The sequence below is a fragment of the Microbacterium sp. HD4P20 genome, assembly GCF_019449275.2.
Taxonomy (GTDB): Bacteria; Actinomycetota; Actinomycetes; order Actinomycetales; family Microbacteriaceae; genus Microbacterium.
The window spans coordinates 248,529-265,409 of sequence record NZ_JAHZQZ020000012.1 but is presented as its reverse complement, the minus strand read 5'-3'; the positions used below and the strand labels follow the sequence as shown (position 1 = coordinate 265,409).

The following is a 16,881-nucleotide window of genomic DNA, read 5'->3' as shown; positions in this document are numbered from 1 at the left end:
GCCCCGGACATCCGATGTCTCGCCTATCATTGCGGCATGGCGGTCACGGACGAGGCGATCCAGCGGATCAAGGCCATGATCGTCGGCGGGCAGCTCCGCCCGGGAGACCGTCTGCCGCCCGAGAAGGAGCTCGCGGACCAACTGGGGCTGTCCCGCAGTTCCATGCGCGAGGCGGTGAAAGCCCTCGAGGTCATCCGCGTGCTCGATGTGCGGCGCGGTGACGGCACGTACGTCACCAGCCTCGAGCCCCGTCTGCTTCTTGAGGCCATCGGCTTCGTCGTCGATCTGCAGGACGACCGCTCGCTCCTGGAGGTCTTCGGAGTGCGCCGGATGCTGGAGTCACAGGCCACGGGGATCGCCGCGCGGATTGCGACGGGCGACGACGTCAACGATCTGATGCAAGAGCTGGAGTCCATCGACACCGATACCGACATCGAGACGCTCGTCGAGCACGATGTGCGGTTCCACCGTGCGATCGTCGAACTCGCCGGCAACCGGTATCTCGCGAGCCTCGTCGAGAGCCTCACCAGCCAGACCGTCCGAGCACGACTGTGGCGCGGTCTCACCGAGGCCGGAGCGGTTGAGCGGACCCTGGCCGAGCACCGTGCGATCGTCGCAGCCATTGCCGCGCACGACGTTGACTTGGCCACAGCTCTGGCCACGACGCATATCGCCGGCGTCGAACAGTGGTTGCGGCAGGCGCGGGACGCCACGGGGGACGCGGCCGCCGAGACCCCGCCCGTGACATCGGACTGAGCACTTTGTCATATTCGGTCACGATCTGGCCGTGGCATCCGTGCGATTTGACGTATTGGGACAATTTCCGTAATAATCGGCCTCATGACTGACAACGCACGCTCTCTGTCCGCCTGGGAGGCGAACGGGACTGCCGGCATGATGATGGCCGGTGGCGTCGTCATGTGTTGTCGAATGTGCCACTAGCACGGTGACCCCCGCCGGACTCCTCGCTCGTTTCTGAACACGCTCGAGGTCGTCCCCCGAAGCACCGGGACCGCGCGTCGATCACGCACGCCCGCTGTCGCTTCGCATACAAGCCCACTGTCGGGCACGGCCTTCCGCAGGCCCCGGCCGATCCTGGCCGCAGCACATCCGAACCCGCGCGCACATCGGGTTCCTCCCGCAAGGACCATCATCATGTCGACCACCGCTCTCCTCGACCGTCCCGCCGATACGACCCGCCAGCCTCGCACGGTAAGCCACCCCACCCGTGTCGATGCGCCCTCCGCACCGGCGGCCGAGCCGGCGCAGCCCGCCGCTCGCAACCTGCCCGCCGGCACCGCGCCGCGCGGCTTCGCCCTCTACGTGGGCCTCGACGAGGCCAAGGCCGCCGCATCCGGTGTGAGCCTCGGCGTCCTCGTCGACGCGCTCCGCCGCACCATCGCCGAGCTCGCCCCCGGCGCCGAGACGTACGCCACGGTCGCTCTCGCCCCGGTGGGAGCCGGCGGCCGTGACGTGGATGTCGTCAGGCTGGCACTGCACGAGCCCTCCGCGATCGCTCGCACCAAGCAGGACGAGCCCGAGGACGAGGACCGCAACGCCGGCGGCGTGGTCGTCGACATCTCGCGCAAGCGCGTGCTCATCGACGGTGAGTCGGCCGCATTCACCTTCAAGGAGTTCGAGCTGCTGCAGTACCTCGTGCTTCGTGAGGGCCGCACGATCGAGCGCACCGAACTCGTGACGTCGCTGTGGCAGGGCGCCACAGAAGAAGAGGCGCCCGGCGAGCGCACGATCGACGTGCACGTGCGGCGCCTGCGCGCCAAGCTCGGCCGCTACGAAGACATCGTGCGCACCGTTCGCGGCGTCGGCTACCGGTTCGACCGCCACGCCGACGTCGTGATCCGCTACGGCCACGGCACCCCGTCGCCCGACCGCTTCTGAGCTTTTCACCCCCCCTCTCCCCCGCCGAGCATGTCGGTCCGGCGCCGACCATGTCGGTCCCGCGCCGACCATGTCCGTCCCGCGCCGAGCATGTCCGTCCCGCGCCGAGCATGTCCGTCCCGCGCCGAGCATGTCCGTCCCGCGCCGACCATGTCCGTTCTACGCCGAGCATGTCTGTTCTACGCCGAGCATGTCCGTCCCGCGCCGAGCATGTCTGTTCTACGCCGAGCATGTCGACATGGTCGGCGAGAAACCCACATGGTCGGCGAGAAACCCACATGGTCGGCGAGAGACACAGACGGCCGAGACGGGAGCGAGGGGCGCGTGGATGTCGGGGGCCCGAGCGTAGGGTGAGGGCATGACGACGTCGCTTTCGCGCATTCCTCGCACGAGGGATGCCGCGACGTACGCCGGGCGCTCTCGCAACGGTCCCCGCGATCCGAGGCCGGATCACGGCCGTCCCCTCGAGACCGAGTACCGGCCGCGGCACCCTCTCGATCTGCGGCGCACCGTGCTCTATCAGCGCCACGGTGCCGGCGACCCGACGATGACGGTCCACGGGTCGGTGATCTGGTGGGCGAGCAGAACGCCGCTGGGCATCGCGACCCTCGCGATCCGCGAAACGCATCCCGGAGTGATCCGCGGTGCCGCGTGGGGCCCAGGACGCGAGTGGGCGCTGAGCCGGCTGCCGGCACTGTGCGGAGCCGACGACGATCAGGGCGACTTCGACGCGTCGCGGCATCCGCTCATCGCCGATGCGCATCGCCGCAACCCCGGCATCCGGATATCGCGCACCGATCTCGTCTTCGATGCCCTCGTCAGCGCGATCCTCGAGCAGAAGGTCACCGGCATGCAGGCGTTCGGGGCCTGGCGACGCGTCGTCACCTGGTGCGGCGAGCGCGCACCGGGCCCGACGCCCACTCCGATGTTCGCCCCGCCGACGATCGAGGGCTGGCAGCACGTGCCGTCGTGGGCTTGGCATCGCGCAGGGCTCGAGCCTCCGCAGTCGAAGACCGTGGTGCGCACCGCACGCCGCGGCGAATCACTCGTGCGCGCCGTGCGGGCAGCCGACGACGGCGAAGCCGTCGACCGCGTCCTGATCAGTCAGCCGGGCATCGGCCCATGGACCTCGGCCGAGACGCGCATCCGCGCCCTGGGCGATCCCGACGCGGTGAGCGTGGGCGACTACCACCTCGCTCACGAGGTCGGCTACGCGCTGACGGGTCACCGGGTGGACGACGACGGGATGCTGCGCCTCCTGGCACCTTGGGCGGGTCAGCGCCAGCGGGTCATCCGTCTGATCGGCGCGAGCGGCGTGCGCGAGGCCCGCCGCGGCCCGCGGCTGCATCCGGAAGACCACCGCGGCCGCTGAACGTGCGCTGTCGCACCGCCCGGCGGAGTTCCTTGCGGATGTCGGAGGCCCGCACCACACTGGGTCACGCCACGCGGCCGGGCGCGGCATCCATCTTCTACCTCCAGGAGTTCGATATGCCCAGCCTCAATCCCTATCTGTCCTTCAAGAACGAGGCCCGCGAGGCCATGACCTTCTACCAGACCGTGTTCGGGGGCGACCTCGACGTCAACACGTTCGGCGAGTACGAGGGCATGGTCCAGGATCCCGCCGAGAACGACCTCATCATGCACGCGCAGCTCACCAGCCCTGACGGCTTCGTGCTGATGGGCGCCGACACCCCCTCGGGCATGACCTACGAGAAGCCGGCCGGTATCTCGGTGTCGGTCAGTGGCGACGACGAACCGTCGCTCCAGGGGTACTGGGACAAGCTCGCCGATGGCGGCACCATCGTCATGCCGCTGGACACCCCGCCATGGGGCGGCAAGTTCGGGATGCTCACCGACAAGTTCGGCATCGACTGGATGATCTCCATCGACCCCGCGCAGGACTGACGCGGGCCGTCCGGCGCGATGGGTGAGCCCGTCGTACCGGACGGACCGCCCATCGCGCCCGCGTGCCGCGCTCGTTGATCTGAGCTCGCCGCGATCAACGAGCTCAGGCGTAGCGGCTGTCGTCGACCGGCGTAGGCGCCGGCCCGAGATCGTCCAGCTCCTGCCACACGGCGTCGGGGATCTCCGCTGCGGCGAGTTCATCCAGCTGTTCGCGGCGGCCCGGCGACGCGACGCCGACCACCGTCGAGTCGACCAACGGCGACCTCAGCGAGTAATGCAGGGCGACCGCGGGAAGCGACACGCGATGGGCCGTGCAGACCTTCTCGAGCTGCTGCACCCACGCGACGAGCTCCGGTGTCGCGGGGCGATAGTCATAGATCGCGCCTTCCCGGGAACCGGTCGCGAGAATCCCCGATCCGAAGGGAGCCGCGTTGAAGACCGTCATCCCTCGCTCCTGCGCGTCCGCGAATACCGGCGCCGCCGACTGATCGACCACCGTGAACCGGTTGTGGATGAGCACGGCGTCGAAGACTCCGGTCTGCACATACCGGGCCATGAGCGGGATCGGCGCCGCCGCCACCCCGATGCCGCCGACGCGACCCGACTCGCGCAGCTCGATGAGACCCTCGACCGCCCCACCCCGAGCCATCGCCTCTTCGAACGTCACGGTGTAGGGGTCGTGAAGGTGCAGCAGGGGCAGCCAATCCACGCCCAGCCGTGCCGTCGTCTCGTCGAACGAGCGCAGCACGCGGTCGCGGTCGAAGGCGCCGGTGTCGGGGTCGCTGTCGACCTTCGAGATGACCCGCGTCTGCGCGTTGGGGCCGATCCGTCCGATGGCCAGCCCCAGGACGGCTTCGGAGCGTCCGGCGGCATAGTTGTTGGAGGTGTCGACGAAGCTGTGGCTGCTCGAGAGCAGATCGGTCGCGATCGCGACCGCGGCCTCCTCTTGGGGTGAACCTGGCTCGGTGTCGCGGCCGAGGCCGGAGGTGCCGAGGGTGAGCGGGCTGACGTTGAGTGCCATGGCATCCGTTTCGTATCGCGCGGTCAGTGCAACCCAACCTAGCGATCCAGCCGGGCGACCGCCGCGCAGGATGAGCAGCGGGCAGCACATGTGGCCCTAGGCTGTGGCCATGGCATCGAAGGGCAGAGGTTGGACGCGCGGGCATTCCGGTTGGGCGTTCGGCACGGCGCTCATGTTCACCCTCGGCATCGTCTTCGGAATGATCTGGGGCAACCTGCTGCTCGGACTGGTGCTGGCGGCGGCGGTCTCGATCGGCTGGCTCATGGCGTACGAGTCGTGGCGGGGGCGCAACGTGGGACTCGAGAACCGCGACGACGACGGCGCCCAGCTCTGAACCCAGTCGGGCCCTACACAACCGGCCGCTCGCGTCGTATCGTGAGCGCGAGGAGGTGGTCTGCATGCACGCAACCGTCGGCGACCGTGTGATCATCCACGGACGGGTCGTCGGTGCCGCCGAACGCGCCGGCGAGGTGATCGAAGTTCGTGGCAGCGCAGAGAATCCGCTGCTCGTCGTGAGATACGACGACGGCCACGAGGCGATCCTGTCCCCCGGCAGCGACTGCGAGATCCGGCATACGCCCTGAGACGAGGCCCCGCCGACTGCGTGGTCGCGATCGCCGGAACGGCGCCCGCGCTGAGCCCGCGCTGAGCCCGCGCCGGCGCCGGCGCCGGACACAGAATCGGAGATCTTTCGCGACACGCCGTGCTGCGGCATCCGCTCCCAGCGTGTCGAGCTGCGAATCCGATTCTGTGTCCGCCGGCAACCCTGCCGGCCGGATCAGCCGAGAAGCTCGGGCCGAGCGAACTCGTCGCCCCGCACGTGCTCGTCGAGGAATGCGAACACGGTCTGATACCAGACGATCGCGTGCTGCGGCTTCAGCACCCAGTGGTTCTCATCGGGGAAGTACAGGAAGCGGTGCGGCATGCGACCGTCCTGGTCGGCGTGGTGCTCGGCCAGCTCCGACCACAGCCGCAGGCTTTCGCCGATGGGAACGCGGTAGTCCTTGTCGCCGTGCACCACGAGGAGCGGCGTGCGGATGTCGCGCACGAACCGGTGCGGGGAGTGCTGCACCATGGCCTCGGTGGTGAAGATCCGCTGCCAGTACTCCGAGCTGTCGGTGGTGCCGGCGAACTGGTCCAGCGCCCACAGGCTCGCGTGCGTGACGATCGCGCGGAACCGGTCGGTGTGACCGGCGATCCAGTTGGCCATGTAGCCGCCGAAGGATCCGCCCATCGCCGCGGTGCGCGTCTCATCGATGTCGTCCCGGGCGATCACGGCATCGGTGATCGACTGCAGGTCGGTGTATGGCTTGCCACCCCAGCTGTTCCATCCCCGGGCGATGAAATCGAGCCCGTAGCCGGTGGACAGCGCCGGGTCCGGAAGCAGCACGGCGTACCCGCGCGCCACCGCGAGCAGCGGCGCCCACCGCCAGCTCCAGGCGTTCCAGCTGTTGAGGGGACCGCCATGAATCCACAGCAGGAGCGGGGCCGGGGCATCCGTCGACGTCCCCTCGGGCAGCAGCAGCCAGCCGCGTACGCGCGCGCCGTCCTCGGCGGTCGTCTCGACCTCGGTGATCGTCCCGGGAGCGGCCGGGGCGGGGGCGGGCGTAGAGAGCGGCGTGACGACGCCGTCACGTGCGACGCGCACCGGGTGCGGCGGCACGACCCACGACGAGCGCAGGGCGACCAGCTCACCGCTCGTGCGGTCCACCACGACGTGCGAGTACGCGAAGTCGTCGTGGGAAAGTTGGACGGGCGCCGACCCGTCCAGCGGCACGCGGAACACCGGCCCGCGACCATCCGAGTCCGCCGTCGCGATGAGGGCGGAGTCATCGGCGTCGAACTGGAACGAGGTCGGCCAGCGGTCCCAGCCCTCGGCGATGCGCCGCGGCTGCGAGCCGTCGAGGGAGGCCACCCACAGCTCGTAGTCGGTCGGCGCGGCCGGCGTGCTCTTCTCGGTGCGCAGGTAAGCCAGCAGCGTGCCGTCGTGGCTGATCGCCGGCATCTCGTAGTCGACGCCCACCTCGTCGAAGAGGGTCGCCTGCTCGCCGGTGTCGGTGTCGATCCGCACGATCACTCGGCGTCCGCTGCGCTGCTCGCGCCGCTCTATCGAGACCACGAGCGTGGCGCCGTCCGGCGTGAGGGCAGCCTCGGCGTGGTCGGCCGAACGACCCGGCTTCGGCGTCAGGTCGCGCGGGCGTGGCAGCGTCGCGGGGTAGGGCTTGTCGTCGGATGCTGCTGCCGCAGGCGCATCCGCCCCGTCAGCCGCGTCGTCCGCGCCGCCCGCGTCGCCCGTGTCGCCGGCGACTTCCTCAGCCACCGCCGCGATCGTGTCGGCGAGCCGGTCGACGTCGAGCGCGAACAGGTGCGGCTCAGCGGGGCCGAGGTCGTGGTCCCAGAAGCGCACCGGGTAGGTGTCGTGCAGGATCGCCGACACCTTCTTGTCCTTGCGGCGTGCCCGCAGCGCGGCGTCGCCCTCGAGCGAGTCGGAGGCTGGCAGCAGGGCGGCCGAGATCACGACCCGCTCGCTCGCCTCGGCCGTCGCCGCGATGCCCTCGACGCCGCCCGCGAGCCGGGTGACCGGCCGCGCCTCACCGCCCGCCGCGGGAAGCATCCAGAGCTGTCCCGACTCGTCGTCGCCGTCGCCGTCCGGGCGGGCCGAGACGAACAGCAGATCGCCGCTGGCGGTGAAGGCGGCGCCGCTCTCGCCCTTCGCGGAGCGGGTGAGTCGTCGTGGCGCACCGCCCCCGCCGGCGGGTACAGCCCACAGCGACCGCTCGTACCCGGTTGCATCCTTCTTGAGGGTGGCGACGGTCAGCACGGCGGTCCGCCCATCCGGCGACAGCGCCAGCGCCTCCACGCGGGGAAGCGCGATGTATTCGGTCAGCTCGTGGAACGGAGTGGAGTCGGAAGGGGTCGCCATGGCTCCACGCTAATGGAGCGGGAACAGCGCGCCCTTCCGGGGCGGGATTGACGAAAGCCCTCGCGCTCGGCCATCGTCGAGTGGAGATGATCGATCCCCAAGACCTCCCGCACCCGCTGACGATCGCCGTCGCCGGCGGCACGGGCGTCGTCGGGCGCTGCACCGTCGATGCCGTGCGAGCCGCCGGCCATCACGCGATCTCGCTGAGCCGGGGGTCGGGCGTCGACCTCGTCACCGGGGAGGGCCTGGACGCGGCCCTCGCGGGCGCCGACGCCGTCATCGACACCGCGAATCTCTCGACGCTGTCGGCCGACAAGGCGACACGGTTCTTCCGCACGGCCACCGGCAATCTCGTAGCCGCGGCCGCGCGCGCGGGCGTACGGCACGTGGTCCTGCTGTCCATCGTCGGCATCGACCGCATCCCCCATCAGTACTACGCCGGCAAGCTCGCGCAGGAGGCTGTGGTGGAGGCATCCCCCGTTCCCTGGTCGATCCAGCGGGCGACGCAGTTCCATGAGTTCTCGGCCCAGCTGTTCGCCCGCGCGGGCATCGGCCCGCTGCACCTCGCGCCGCGGGCGCGCGTGCAGCCGGTCGCGGCGCGCGAAGTCGCCACCCATCTCGCACGTCTCGCCGCAGGCGGGCCCGTCGGGCGGGCGGTGGACCTTGCAGGACCACGCGAGGAACGTCTGGACGACATGGTGAGGGCCTACGCGCGCCGGATCGGACACCGGGGCTGGATGCCGTCGGTCAGCCTGCCCGGGGCCCAGATGAAGGGCATGCGGGCCGGTCTGGCACTGCCAGGACCGGGCGCCCAGGTAGGCGCCGAGACGTTCACCGAATGGCTGGAACGGACCGGCTGACCGCTTCCGTGGTGCGCGAACGTCGGACACCATGGCGACCCGAACAAGGCAGACACGAGAGGACGCTGTGAAGCTCGCGATCGCCGGCGGCACCGGCCTCACCGGCGCCCACCTGACGGCTCGTGCCGCCGCGCGCGGGCACGACGTCGTCGTCCTGTCGCGGAGTACCGGCGTCGAGCTGCTGAGCGGAGCGGGCCTGGCCGGACGGCTCGACGGCGTCGATGCCGTCATCGACGCGACGAACGTCACCACCTCAAAGCCCGACGTGTCGGTGTCGTTCTTCGCCGGGGTCACCAAGAGCCTCCTCACCGCCGAGCGCCTCGCGAAGGTTCCGCACCACCTCGCCCTGACGATCGTGGGAGCGGATGCCGCGCCCGACGGCTACTACGCGGGCAAGCTCGTGCAGGAACGACTGATCGCCAATGGGCCCACGCCCTGGACCCTGCTGCGCACGACCCAGTTCCACGAGTTCGCGGCGATGCTCTTCCACCGGGGACGCGCCGGCATGCATGTCGCGCCGCACGGACGCGTGCAGCCGATCGCGGTGGCGGAGGTCGCCGAGCACCTGCTCGACCTCTCCGAGGGAGAGCCCGCAGGACGCACCCCAGACCTGGCCGGCCCGCGCGAAGAGGACCTCCTGGCGATGGTTCGTGCATACGCGCACGCGATCGGGTCCCGCGGGCTGGTCGCCGCAATGGACCCGCGGGGCGCGTACGGGCACGCACTGCGCAGCGGGGCACTCCTCCCCGGCCGGGAGGCGCTTCTCGGCCGGCAGACCTTCGCCCAGTGGCTCGACGCCCTGCCCGACGCGTGAATCTCCACGCGGGCGCGCGGGCCGATGCTAGGCTCCGCGAGGCCCGCCCGGACGGGCTCGCCTCCTGCACGACGACACCGACCCAAGAACACCGACACCACGACACCGGCACGACAGGACACGAATAGAGCGATGAGCGACTTCCGCATCGGCGACGACGACTTCCTGCTGGATGGGCGGCCGTTCCGCATCCTGGCGGGGGCGCTGCACTACTTCCGCGTCCATCCGGACCTCTGGCGCGACCGCATCCGCAAGGCGCGTCAGATGGGCCTCAACACGATCGAGACGTACGTCGCCTGGAACGCGCATGCTCCCCGCGAGGGCGAGTTCGACCTCTCGGGCGGGCTCGACCTCGGGCGATTCCTCGATGACGTCGCCGCTGAGGGCATGCACGCGATCGTGCGCCCAGGCCCCTACATCTGCGCCGAGTGGACCAACGGCGGACTGCCCGCGTGGCTGTTCACCTCGGAATCGGTGGGCGTGCGCCGCGACGAGCCGCGCTACCTCGCTGCGGTCGACACATACATGAGGCAGCTGGCGCCGGCGCTCGTCCCCCGCCAGATCGATCGGGGCGGCGCGATCATCCTGGTGCAGATCGAGAACGAGTACGGTGCCTACGGCGATGACCCGGTCTACCTCGAGAAGCTCGTCCACCTCAATCGCGATATCGGCCTCACCGTCCCCTTCACCACGGTCGACCAGCCCACGCCCGAGATGCTCGAGAACGGCAGCATTCCCGGGCTGCACAAGACCGCCTCGTTCGGCTCCCGCTCGCTCGATCGCCTGGCCACGCTCCGGCGGCATCAGCCGACCGGGCCCCTCATGTGCTCGGAGTTCTGGGACGGGTGGTTCGACCACTGGGGCGCGCACCACCACACGACATCGGTCGAAGAGTCCGCGCGCGACCTCGACGACCTGCTCGGCACCGGGGCATCCGTGAACGTCTACATGTTCCACGGCGGCACGAATGCCGGGTTCACCAGTGGCGCGAACGACAAGGGCGTTTATCAGGCGCTCGTCACGAGCTACGACTACGACGCCCCGCTCGACGAGGCCGGCAACCCGACCGCCAAGTACTGGGCCTTCCGCGAGGTGCTCGGCCGGTACACCGCTCTGCCCGAGGATGCGCCGTCCGAGGCATCCGATGCCCCCGTCCTGGACGCCCGCCTGACCTCCGCTGTGCCCCTCGCCGCCGTCGCCGAATCACTCGGCACGTGGGCGGCCTTCGACCATCTTCCGACGATGGAGGATCTCGGCCGCTACGAGGGCTTCGCGCTGTACCGCGCGCAGATCGACGTCGCCGGTGCGGGTGTGCTGGAGTTCGCCGAGGTGCGCGACCGGGCCGTCGTGAGCTTCAACGGCGCGCCCGTCGGCGTGCTCGCGCGCGACCACCACGACCGCGCACTCGCCCTTCCCGCCGACGCTCGCGGAGAGCTCGAGATCCTCCTCGAGGACCAGGGCCGCGTCAACTACGGTCCGCGCATCGGCGAGGCGAAGGGCCTCATCGGGCCGGCGGCCGTCAACGGCCGGCCGCTGACGCACTGGCAGGCGATGGCGCTGGATCTGAGCGATCTGTCGGCGGTGCGGGATGCCGCATCCACGATCGCCGGTGAACCCGGAGCGCTCGCCGGCCCGGCGTTCGGCGTGGGCGCTTTCGTGCTGGACGAGCCGGCCGACCTCTTTCTCTCGACGCAGGGATGGGGCAAGGGCTCGGTGTGGATCAACGGTGTCAACATCGGCCGCTACTGGTCTCGCGGGCCGCAGCACACCCTCTACGTGCCGGCACCCCTGCTGCGTGCCGGGCGCAACGAGATCATCGTGCTCGAGCTGCAGGCAGCCCGCACCGACGTGCGCTTCGTGGCCGCGCCCGACCTCGGGCACACCGAGTCCTGAGGCTCGGCGCAGCGTGCCAGCGCTGTGTCGCCAGCGCGGCGTCGGCGGGGGCGTGGCGACCGTCCGCTACATCTCCTCGTGGGTGTTCGGGTCGCCGCCCCACAGCCGACCTCGCTCGAGCGCGCTGACCGCGGCCACCTGGTCGTCGGTCAGCTCGAAGCCGAAGACATCGGCGTTCTCGCGCTGGCGGTCCGGATCGGCGGACTTGGGGATGGGCGTGCTGCCGAGCTGCGTGTGCCACCGCAGCACGACCTGCGTCGGCGTCACGTCGTGGACGGCGGCGAGCTCCTGCACGATCTGCTCGGTCATCAGCTCGGTGCGCCGCGCGAGCGGGCTCCAGCTCTCGGTGCGGATGCCGTGCTTCGCGTGGAAGGCGCGCAGCGCGTCTTGCGGGAAGTACGGATGCAGCTCCACCTGGTTCACCGCGGGCGCGACGCCGGTCTCTTCGATGAGTTCCGTGAGCATCGCCTCGGTGAAGTTCGAGACGCCGATCGAGCGCACCAGGCCCTGGTCACGCGCCTCGAGGAGCCCCTGCCACGTCTCGACATAGCGACCCACGCTCGGGTTCGGCCAGTGGATCAGGTGCAGGTCGATGCGCTCGAGCCCCAGCATCCCGAGCGATCCCTTGACGCTGTCGATCGCCTCCTGCCTGCCGTGGTGGCGGCCGGGGATCTTCGAGGTCACGAGCAGCTCGTCGCGGCCGACCGCACTGCGCCGCACCGCCTCGCCCACCTCGCGCTCGTTCTCGTAGTTCACCGCGGTGTCGAGCAGCCGGTAGCCCGAGGCGACGGCCGCGACCATCGCCTCGATACCCTCCTCGCCGCGCAGGTTGTACGTTCCCAGCCCCACTTCGGGGAACCAGGTGCCGTCGTTCAGTGTCACGGAGGGGATCGCGCTCATGCTTCCATCCTGGCCCGGTTCGCCGCACGTCGGGGCGCCGCGCGATCTGCGCAGCGCCCCATCCGCACGATGCGCGGTGCTGTCATGGACGGTCGTCGGTGTCGAGGGTGCCCTCGGTCGCCGCGCGCTCATCGGCTTCGGCGCTGTCGATCCGGTCCTCGTCGAGGTCCGGATCGAGCGGCCCGTCGGCATCGGTGAGCGCGGCGTCGTCGACGCCGAGGTCGTCGTCGCCGTCTTCGGGCGGGACAATGGGGGGAATCGGCTGGCTGGACATGGGGGCCTCCGTTCGCTCTGCTCTCTCTGGCTGTTGCGAACATAAGCCGGGGCGCCACCGACGGGCACGGGGCTTGCGCGTCGGGCACCCGCGAGGTAGCCCGACCCCTCGCGGCACGCGGGCGGGTCGGCGCCCGCGTATCAGCTGATCGAGCGGATCCTCTCGCGGCGACCAGGGATGCCGCGCTCGACCCGCGTCCACGTCCGGTCGCCCGCGCGCACGTCGTATACGGCGAAGGCGCACGCGATGCCGCGAGCCGACATGAGGTCGGCGGAGTCCATGAGCTGGAAGTGGAGGTGCGGCGAGGTCGAGTTGCCGGTGTGTCCGACGCGTCCGATGACCGATCCGGCTGTGACCTCGTCGCCCGCTCGCACTGCGACGCTTCCGGGCACCAGGTGTGCGAACCCGGCGTACAGCTCCCTCGACCCACGGGCCCTGAGGATCACGTGGTTGCCGAGGATCGCCGGGATCCTCTCCGGGCGGAAGGTGATCCCGTTCCAGATCTGGCGCCCTGCCTCGCGGAAGGGATTGATCCAACTGCGCTCGGGCACGCCGCCGACCGCGGCCACAACGACCCCGTCCAGCGGTGCATGCACTTCGGCACCCCACGCGTAGCACTGGTCCGTGCGGCCGCCGACGGTCGACGCGACGAACGTCGAGGCAGGGTGCACGTGCACGCCCGGCCGGTCGTCGACCTTCACGAAGTCGTACGCGAACCGCTGCCCGAGGAGGTCCACGCCGTGGCTCGGAACTCGCGCGGCGGGCGTCGTCACCGCCATCCACCCCTCACCGCGGAGCGGAAAGTCCACGACGACCGGCGTGGCGAGCTCGGGCGAAGTCACAGTGAACCCCAGCGGAGATCACCCGCGGTCACGGCTGCACCTCGAGGTCGTCGACCGCCAAGGCGCCGGGGGCTGCTCCGACGAGCACCTCGGCCGCACGCGCGGTGCGCGCGGCGAAGCGGCCGGAGTCGGTGCCGCGGGCGAGGGACTGCGCGTTCAGGCCGTCGATCATGCCGATGAGCTGCCAGGCCACGGCGCCGGGATCGGTGGTGGTGAAGCGCCCCTGGCGGCATCCCTCGGCGATGATGCCCTCGACGAGCGTCTGCCAGCGCTGCATCTGGGTGCGCACGGCGTCGGCGAGCACGGAGTTGCGCCGTGCCATCGCCCATCCCTCGACCCAGACCACGGTGAGATCCTCGCGGCCGTCATCCATGAGGGTCGCGAGCAGTGCGGCGATTCGCGCAGCCGGGTCATCCATCGCTGCGAGAAGCCGCTCGACGTCGCGGATCTCCTCGTCGACGAGGTGGGTGTAGACGGCAGCGACCAGATCGTCCATCGACGGCTGATAGTGGGCGACAAGTCCGGACGCGACCCCGACGCGCTCGGCGACTCCGCGCAGCGTGAGGGCGCTCAGGCCGTTCTCGCGTGCGATGGCGGTGGCCGCGGCGACGATCTCGGCTGCTCGCTCGGCGGGGGCCTTGCGCGTGCGCGGGCGGGGCGGAGTGCTTGACATCGTCTCGCCAGTGTAGATATCTTCTCTATTGATCGCTAGATCAATTACGGCATGAAGCTGTGACGACACGATGCGAAGGGGCACGCGATGGCCTGGAGGATGCCGCACGAAGGGGATCCGCACGAGCGCACCTGGATGGCCTTCCCCGCCGAGGGCCCGACGCTCGGCGAAGACATGGCCGATCATGAGCGCTTCTACGCCGCCTGGAGCGACGTCGCGAACGCCGTCGCCGAGTTCGAGCCCGTCACCATGCTCGTCGATCCCTCCCGGGTGAACGACGCGCGGCGACTGCTCGCCCCCGAGATCGAGATCGTGCCGACGCCGGTCGACGAGTTCTGGTTCCGCGATCACGGCCCGACCTTCGTGATCGACGACGAGCGACCGGGCATGCTCGGCGCGGTGGACTGGGTCTTCAACGGGTGGGGCGCTCCCGAGTGGGCTCAGTGGCACAAGGCAGCCGATCATGCCCGCTTCACCGCCGAACTCGTCGGCGCCGAGCTCGTCAGTTCGCTGCTCGTCAACGAGGGCGGTGGCATCCATGTCGACGGCGAGGGAACGGTGCTCCTCACCGAGACCGTGCAGCTCGACCCGCGGCGCAACCGCTTCGCCGACCGGGCTCGCGTCGAGGCCGAGCTGGCCCGCACGATCGGCGCCACGAAAGCGGTGTGGCTCCCCCGCGGCCTCACCCGCGACTACGACGAGTTCGGCACCAACGGCCACGTCGACATCGTTGCGACGATCGCCACGCCCGGCCGGCTCCTGCTCCACAGGCAGCACAACCCCGACCACCCGGATTTCGAAGTGTCGCGCGCGCTGCGCGAGTTCCTCGGACAGCAGACGGATGCCGCGGGCCGCCGATTCGAGATCATCGACCTCCCGGCGCCCGAGGCCCTCCGGGACGAGGAGGGGTTCGTCGACTACAGCTACGTCAACCACCTCCTGGTGAACGGCGGCATCATCGCGTGCGGGTTCGGCGAGGCGCGAGCCGACGCCCGCGCGCGCGAGATCCTCGAGGCGGCGTACCCCGGCCGCCGCGCCGTCACCGTCGACGCCCGGCAGATCTTCGCGGGCGGCGGCGGCATCCACTGCATCACCCAGCAGCAGCCGGCGGCGCCGGTCGCAGCCGAGGAGGCATGATGTTCCCCGTCGTGGAGAGGACGATCGCCGACCTGCGAGCCGCGCTCGAGTCCGGTGCCGTGACGGCCGTCGACCTGGTCGACGCGTATCTCGCGCGCCTCGCCGCGTACGACGAGCCGGGAACGGCCACCGCGCTCAACTCCGTCGTGGTGCGCAATCCCGACGCGCGTGCCGAGGCCGAGGCCTCCGACGGCCGCCGCGCCGAGGGACGCACGCTCGGCCCGCTCGACGGCATCCCGTACACCGCCAAGGATTCGTTCCTGGTGCGTGGGCTCACGGTCGCCGCCGGCTCGCCGGCGTTCGCCGATCTCGTCGCGCAACGCGACGCGTTCTCGATCGAGCGGCTCCGCTCGGCCGGCTGCATCCTCCTCGGACTCACGAACATGCCCCCGATGGCCAACGGCGGCATGCAGCGAGGGCTCTACGGCCGTGCCGAGAGCCCGTACAACGCCGCCTACCTCACGTCCGCGTTCGGATCAGGGTCGTCCAACGGCTCGGGCACCGCCACGGCGGCGTCGTTCGCCGCCTTCGGCCTGGGTGAAGAGACCTGGTCGAGCGGGCGCGCGCCCGCGTCCAGCAACGCGCTGTGCGCCTACACGCCGTCGCGCGGGGTGATCTCGGTGCGCGGCAACTGGCCGCTCGTACCCACGATGGACGTCGTGGTGCCGCACACCCGCACCATGGCCGATCTGCTCGAGGTGCTGGAGGTGCTGGTCGCCGTCGATCCCGAAACGCGCGGCGATTTCTGGCGCGCTCAGCCGTGGGTCGAGATCCCGGATGCCTCGGCCAGCCGTCCACCGTCATATCCGGCGCTGGCGCCGGCCGGCACCGCCGATGCCCGTGCCGCACTCGCGGGCAAGCGCTTCGGCGTGCCGCGCATGTACATCAACGCCGACCCCGACGCCGGCACGAACGCCGACGGGGGTATCGGCGGCCCCACCGGGACGCGCATCGAGACCCGCCCGTCGGTGATGGAGCTGTGGCGGGCCGCGCGCCGCGACCTCGAGTCCGCCGGCGCCGAGGTGGTCGAGGTCGACTTCCCCGTCGTGACCAATTACGAGGGCGACCGTCCGGGTGCCCCCACCATCGCGACCCGCGGACTGGTGAGCCCGGAGTTCCTGCGCCGAGAGATCGTCGACCTCTCGGCCTGGGCATGGGACGACTTCCTCCGTGCCAACGGCGACCCGGCGCTGGACCGGCTCGACGCCGTCGACGGAGCCGCGATCTTCCCGCACCCACCAGGTGCGCTCCCCGACCGGTACACCGGGTTCGACGACGACATCGCGACCTATCCCGCGCAGGTGCGCGAGCACCCCTACGCCTCTTTCACCGAGATCCCGGAGTTGGAGGCGGGCGTGCGCGGACTGGAGCAGACGCGGCGCGCCGACTTCGAGGACTGGATGTCACAGCACGGCCTCGACGCGGTGCTCTTTCCCGCAGTCGCCGATGTCGGGCCGGCCGACGCCGATGTGAACGCGGACTCAGCAGACGCGGCCTGGCGCAACGGCGTATGGGTCGCCAACGGCAACCTCGCGATCCGTCACCTCGGCATCCCGACGGTCACCGTGCCGATGGGCACGATGACCGACATCGGGATGCCGGTGGGTCTGACCTTCGCCGGCCCCGTGTACGCCGACCCCGGCCTGCTGGCCTGGGCTGCCGCGTTCGAGGCACTGCGCCCCCGCCGCACACCTCCCCCGCGAACTCCTGAGCTCGGCTGAGCCGGATCGGTCGCCGGGG

General features: G+C 70.6%; 17 protein-coding genes. 11 read left to right on the top strand and 6 right to left on the bottom strand.

Annotated features, from left to right (window positions below; translation table 11 throughout):
• Positions 1-36 precede the first annotated feature (36 nt).
• The 4 genes from K0817_RS06275 (at position 37) to K0817_RS06260 (ending at position 3,804) form a co-directional block, all read left to right on the top strand.
• Positions 37-756, top strand: a complete 720-nt coding sequence (locus tag K0817_RS06275) for a FadR/GntR family transcriptional regulator (protein ID WP_219980526.1) — start codon at positions 37-39, stop codon at positions 754-756.
• 399 nt (positions 757-1,155) lie between these two features.
• The gene (locus tag K0817_RS06270; protein WP_219980525.1) at positions 1,156-1,899 is read left to right on the top strand and encodes a winged helix-turn-helix domain-containing protein; all 744 of its coding nucleotides are present in this window, start codon (positions 1,156-1,158) and stop codon (positions 1,897-1,899) included.
• A 358-nt stretch (positions 1,900-2,257) separates the two neighbouring features.
• The gene (locus K0817_RS06265) at positions 2,258-3,271 is read left to right on the top strand and encodes a DNA-3-methyladenine glycosylase (RefSeq protein WP_219980524.1); all 1,014 of its coding nucleotides are present in this window, start codon (positions 2,258-2,260) and stop codon (positions 3,269-3,271) included.
• Positions 3,272-3,387: 116 nt separating this feature from the next.
• Positions 3,388-3,804 (top strand): VOC family protein, encoded by a 417-nt coding sequence (locus tag K0817_RS06260; protein ID WP_219980911.1) that lies wholly within the window; start codon positions 3,388-3,390, stop codon positions 3,802-3,804.
• 103 nt (positions 3,805-3,907) lie between these two features.
• Here K0817_RS06260 and K0817_RS06255 read toward each other — a convergent pair whose 3' ends face one another.
• Positions 3,908-4,825: an aldo/keto reductase gene (locus K0817_RS06255; protein WP_219980523.1), complete on the bottom strand. Its 918-nt coding sequence runs from the start codon at positions 4,823-4,825 to the stop codon at positions 3,908-3,910.
• Positions 4,826-4,934: 109 nt separating this feature from the next.
• On the opposite strand from K0817_RS06255, the gene K0817_RS06250 reads away from it, so the two are divergent.
• A complete protein-coding gene (locus K0817_RS06250; protein WP_219980522.1) occupies positions 4,935-5,159 on the top strand; it encodes a hypothetical protein in 225 nt (74 codons plus the stop codon).
• Positions 5,160-5,223: 64 nt separating this feature from the next.
• A complete protein-coding gene (locus K0817_RS06245) occupies positions 5,224-5,409 on the top strand; it encodes a DUF1918 domain-containing protein (protein WP_219980521.1) in 186 nt (61 codons plus the stop codon).
• A 194-nt stretch (positions 5,410-5,603) separates the two neighbouring features.
• Here K0817_RS06245 and K0817_RS06240 read toward each other — a convergent pair whose 3' ends face one another.
• Complete coding sequence (locus K0817_RS06240) at positions 5,604-7,748, bottom strand: alpha/beta fold hydrolase (RefSeq protein WP_219980520.1); 2,145 nt, start codon at positions 7,746-7,748, stop codon at positions 5,604-5,606.
• Positions 7,749-7,864: 116 nt separating this feature from the next.
• On the opposite strand from K0817_RS06240, the gene K0817_RS06235 reads away from it, so the two are divergent.
• From K0817_RS06235 to K0817_RS06225, 3 genes are all read left to right on the top strand, one after another.
• Positions 7,865-8,608 carry an SDR family oxidoreductase gene (locus K0817_RS06235; RefSeq protein WP_219980910.1) on the top strand — a complete coding sequence of 248 codons (744 nt, stop codon included), beginning with the start codon at positions 7,865-7,867 and terminating at the stop codon, positions 8,606-8,608.
• A gap of 67 nt (positions 8,609-8,675) precedes the next feature.
• Entirely contained in the window at positions 8,676-9,422 is a 747-nt protein-coding gene (locus K0817_RS06230; RefSeq protein WP_219980519.1) for an NAD-dependent epimerase/dehydratase family protein, read from the top strand.
• Positions 9,423-9,554: 132 nt separating this feature from the next.
• Entirely contained in the window at positions 9,555-11,315 is a 1,761-nt protein-coding gene (locus tag K0817_RS06225; protein WP_219980518.1) for a beta-galactosidase, read from the top strand.
• Between the two features lie 66 nt (positions 11,316-11,381).
• Here K0817_RS06225 and K0817_RS06220 read toward each other — a convergent pair whose 3' ends face one another.
• The 4 genes from K0817_RS06220 to K0817_RS06205 form a co-directional block, all read right to left on the bottom strand.
• Complete coding sequence (locus K0817_RS06220) at positions 11,382-12,215, bottom strand: aldo/keto reductase (protein WP_219980517.1); 834 nt, start codon at positions 12,213-12,215, stop codon at positions 11,382-11,384.
• 82 nt (positions 12,216-12,297) lie between these two features.
• Positions 12,298-12,489, bottom strand: coding sequence for a hypothetical protein (locus tag K0817_RS06215; RefSeq protein ID WP_219980516.1), 192 nt, complete (start codon positions 12,487-12,489; stop codon positions 12,298-12,300).
• A 140-nt stretch (positions 12,490-12,629) separates the two neighbouring features.
• Positions 12,630-13,331, bottom strand: coding sequence for a M23 family metallopeptidase (locus K0817_RS06210; RefSeq protein ID WP_219980515.1), 702 nt, complete (start codon positions 13,329-13,331; stop codon positions 12,630-12,632).
• 28 nt (positions 13,332-13,359) lie between these two features.
• Positions 13,360-14,004: a TetR/AcrR family transcriptional regulator gene (locus K0817_RS06205; RefSeq protein ID WP_219980514.1), complete on the bottom strand. Its 645-nt coding sequence runs from the start codon at positions 14,002-14,004 to the stop codon at positions 13,360-13,362.
• An 87-nt stretch (positions 14,005-14,091) separates the two neighbouring features.
• Here K0817_RS06205 and K0817_RS06200 point away from each other — a divergent pair, with 87 nt between their 5' ends.
• Positions 14,092-15,141 carry an agmatine/peptidylarginine deiminase gene (locus tag K0817_RS06200; protein WP_219980513.1) on the top strand — a complete coding sequence of 350 codons (1,050 nt, stop codon included), beginning with the start codon at positions 14,092-14,094 and terminating at the stop codon, positions 15,139-15,141.
• Entirely contained in the window at positions 15,141-16,862 is a 1,722-nt protein-coding gene (locus K0817_RS06195; protein ID WP_219980909.1) for an amidase, read from the top strand. Before K0817_RS06200 ends, K0817_RS06195 begins: the two co-directional genes overlap by 1 nt.
• Positions 16,863-16,881 lie beyond the last annotated feature (19 nt).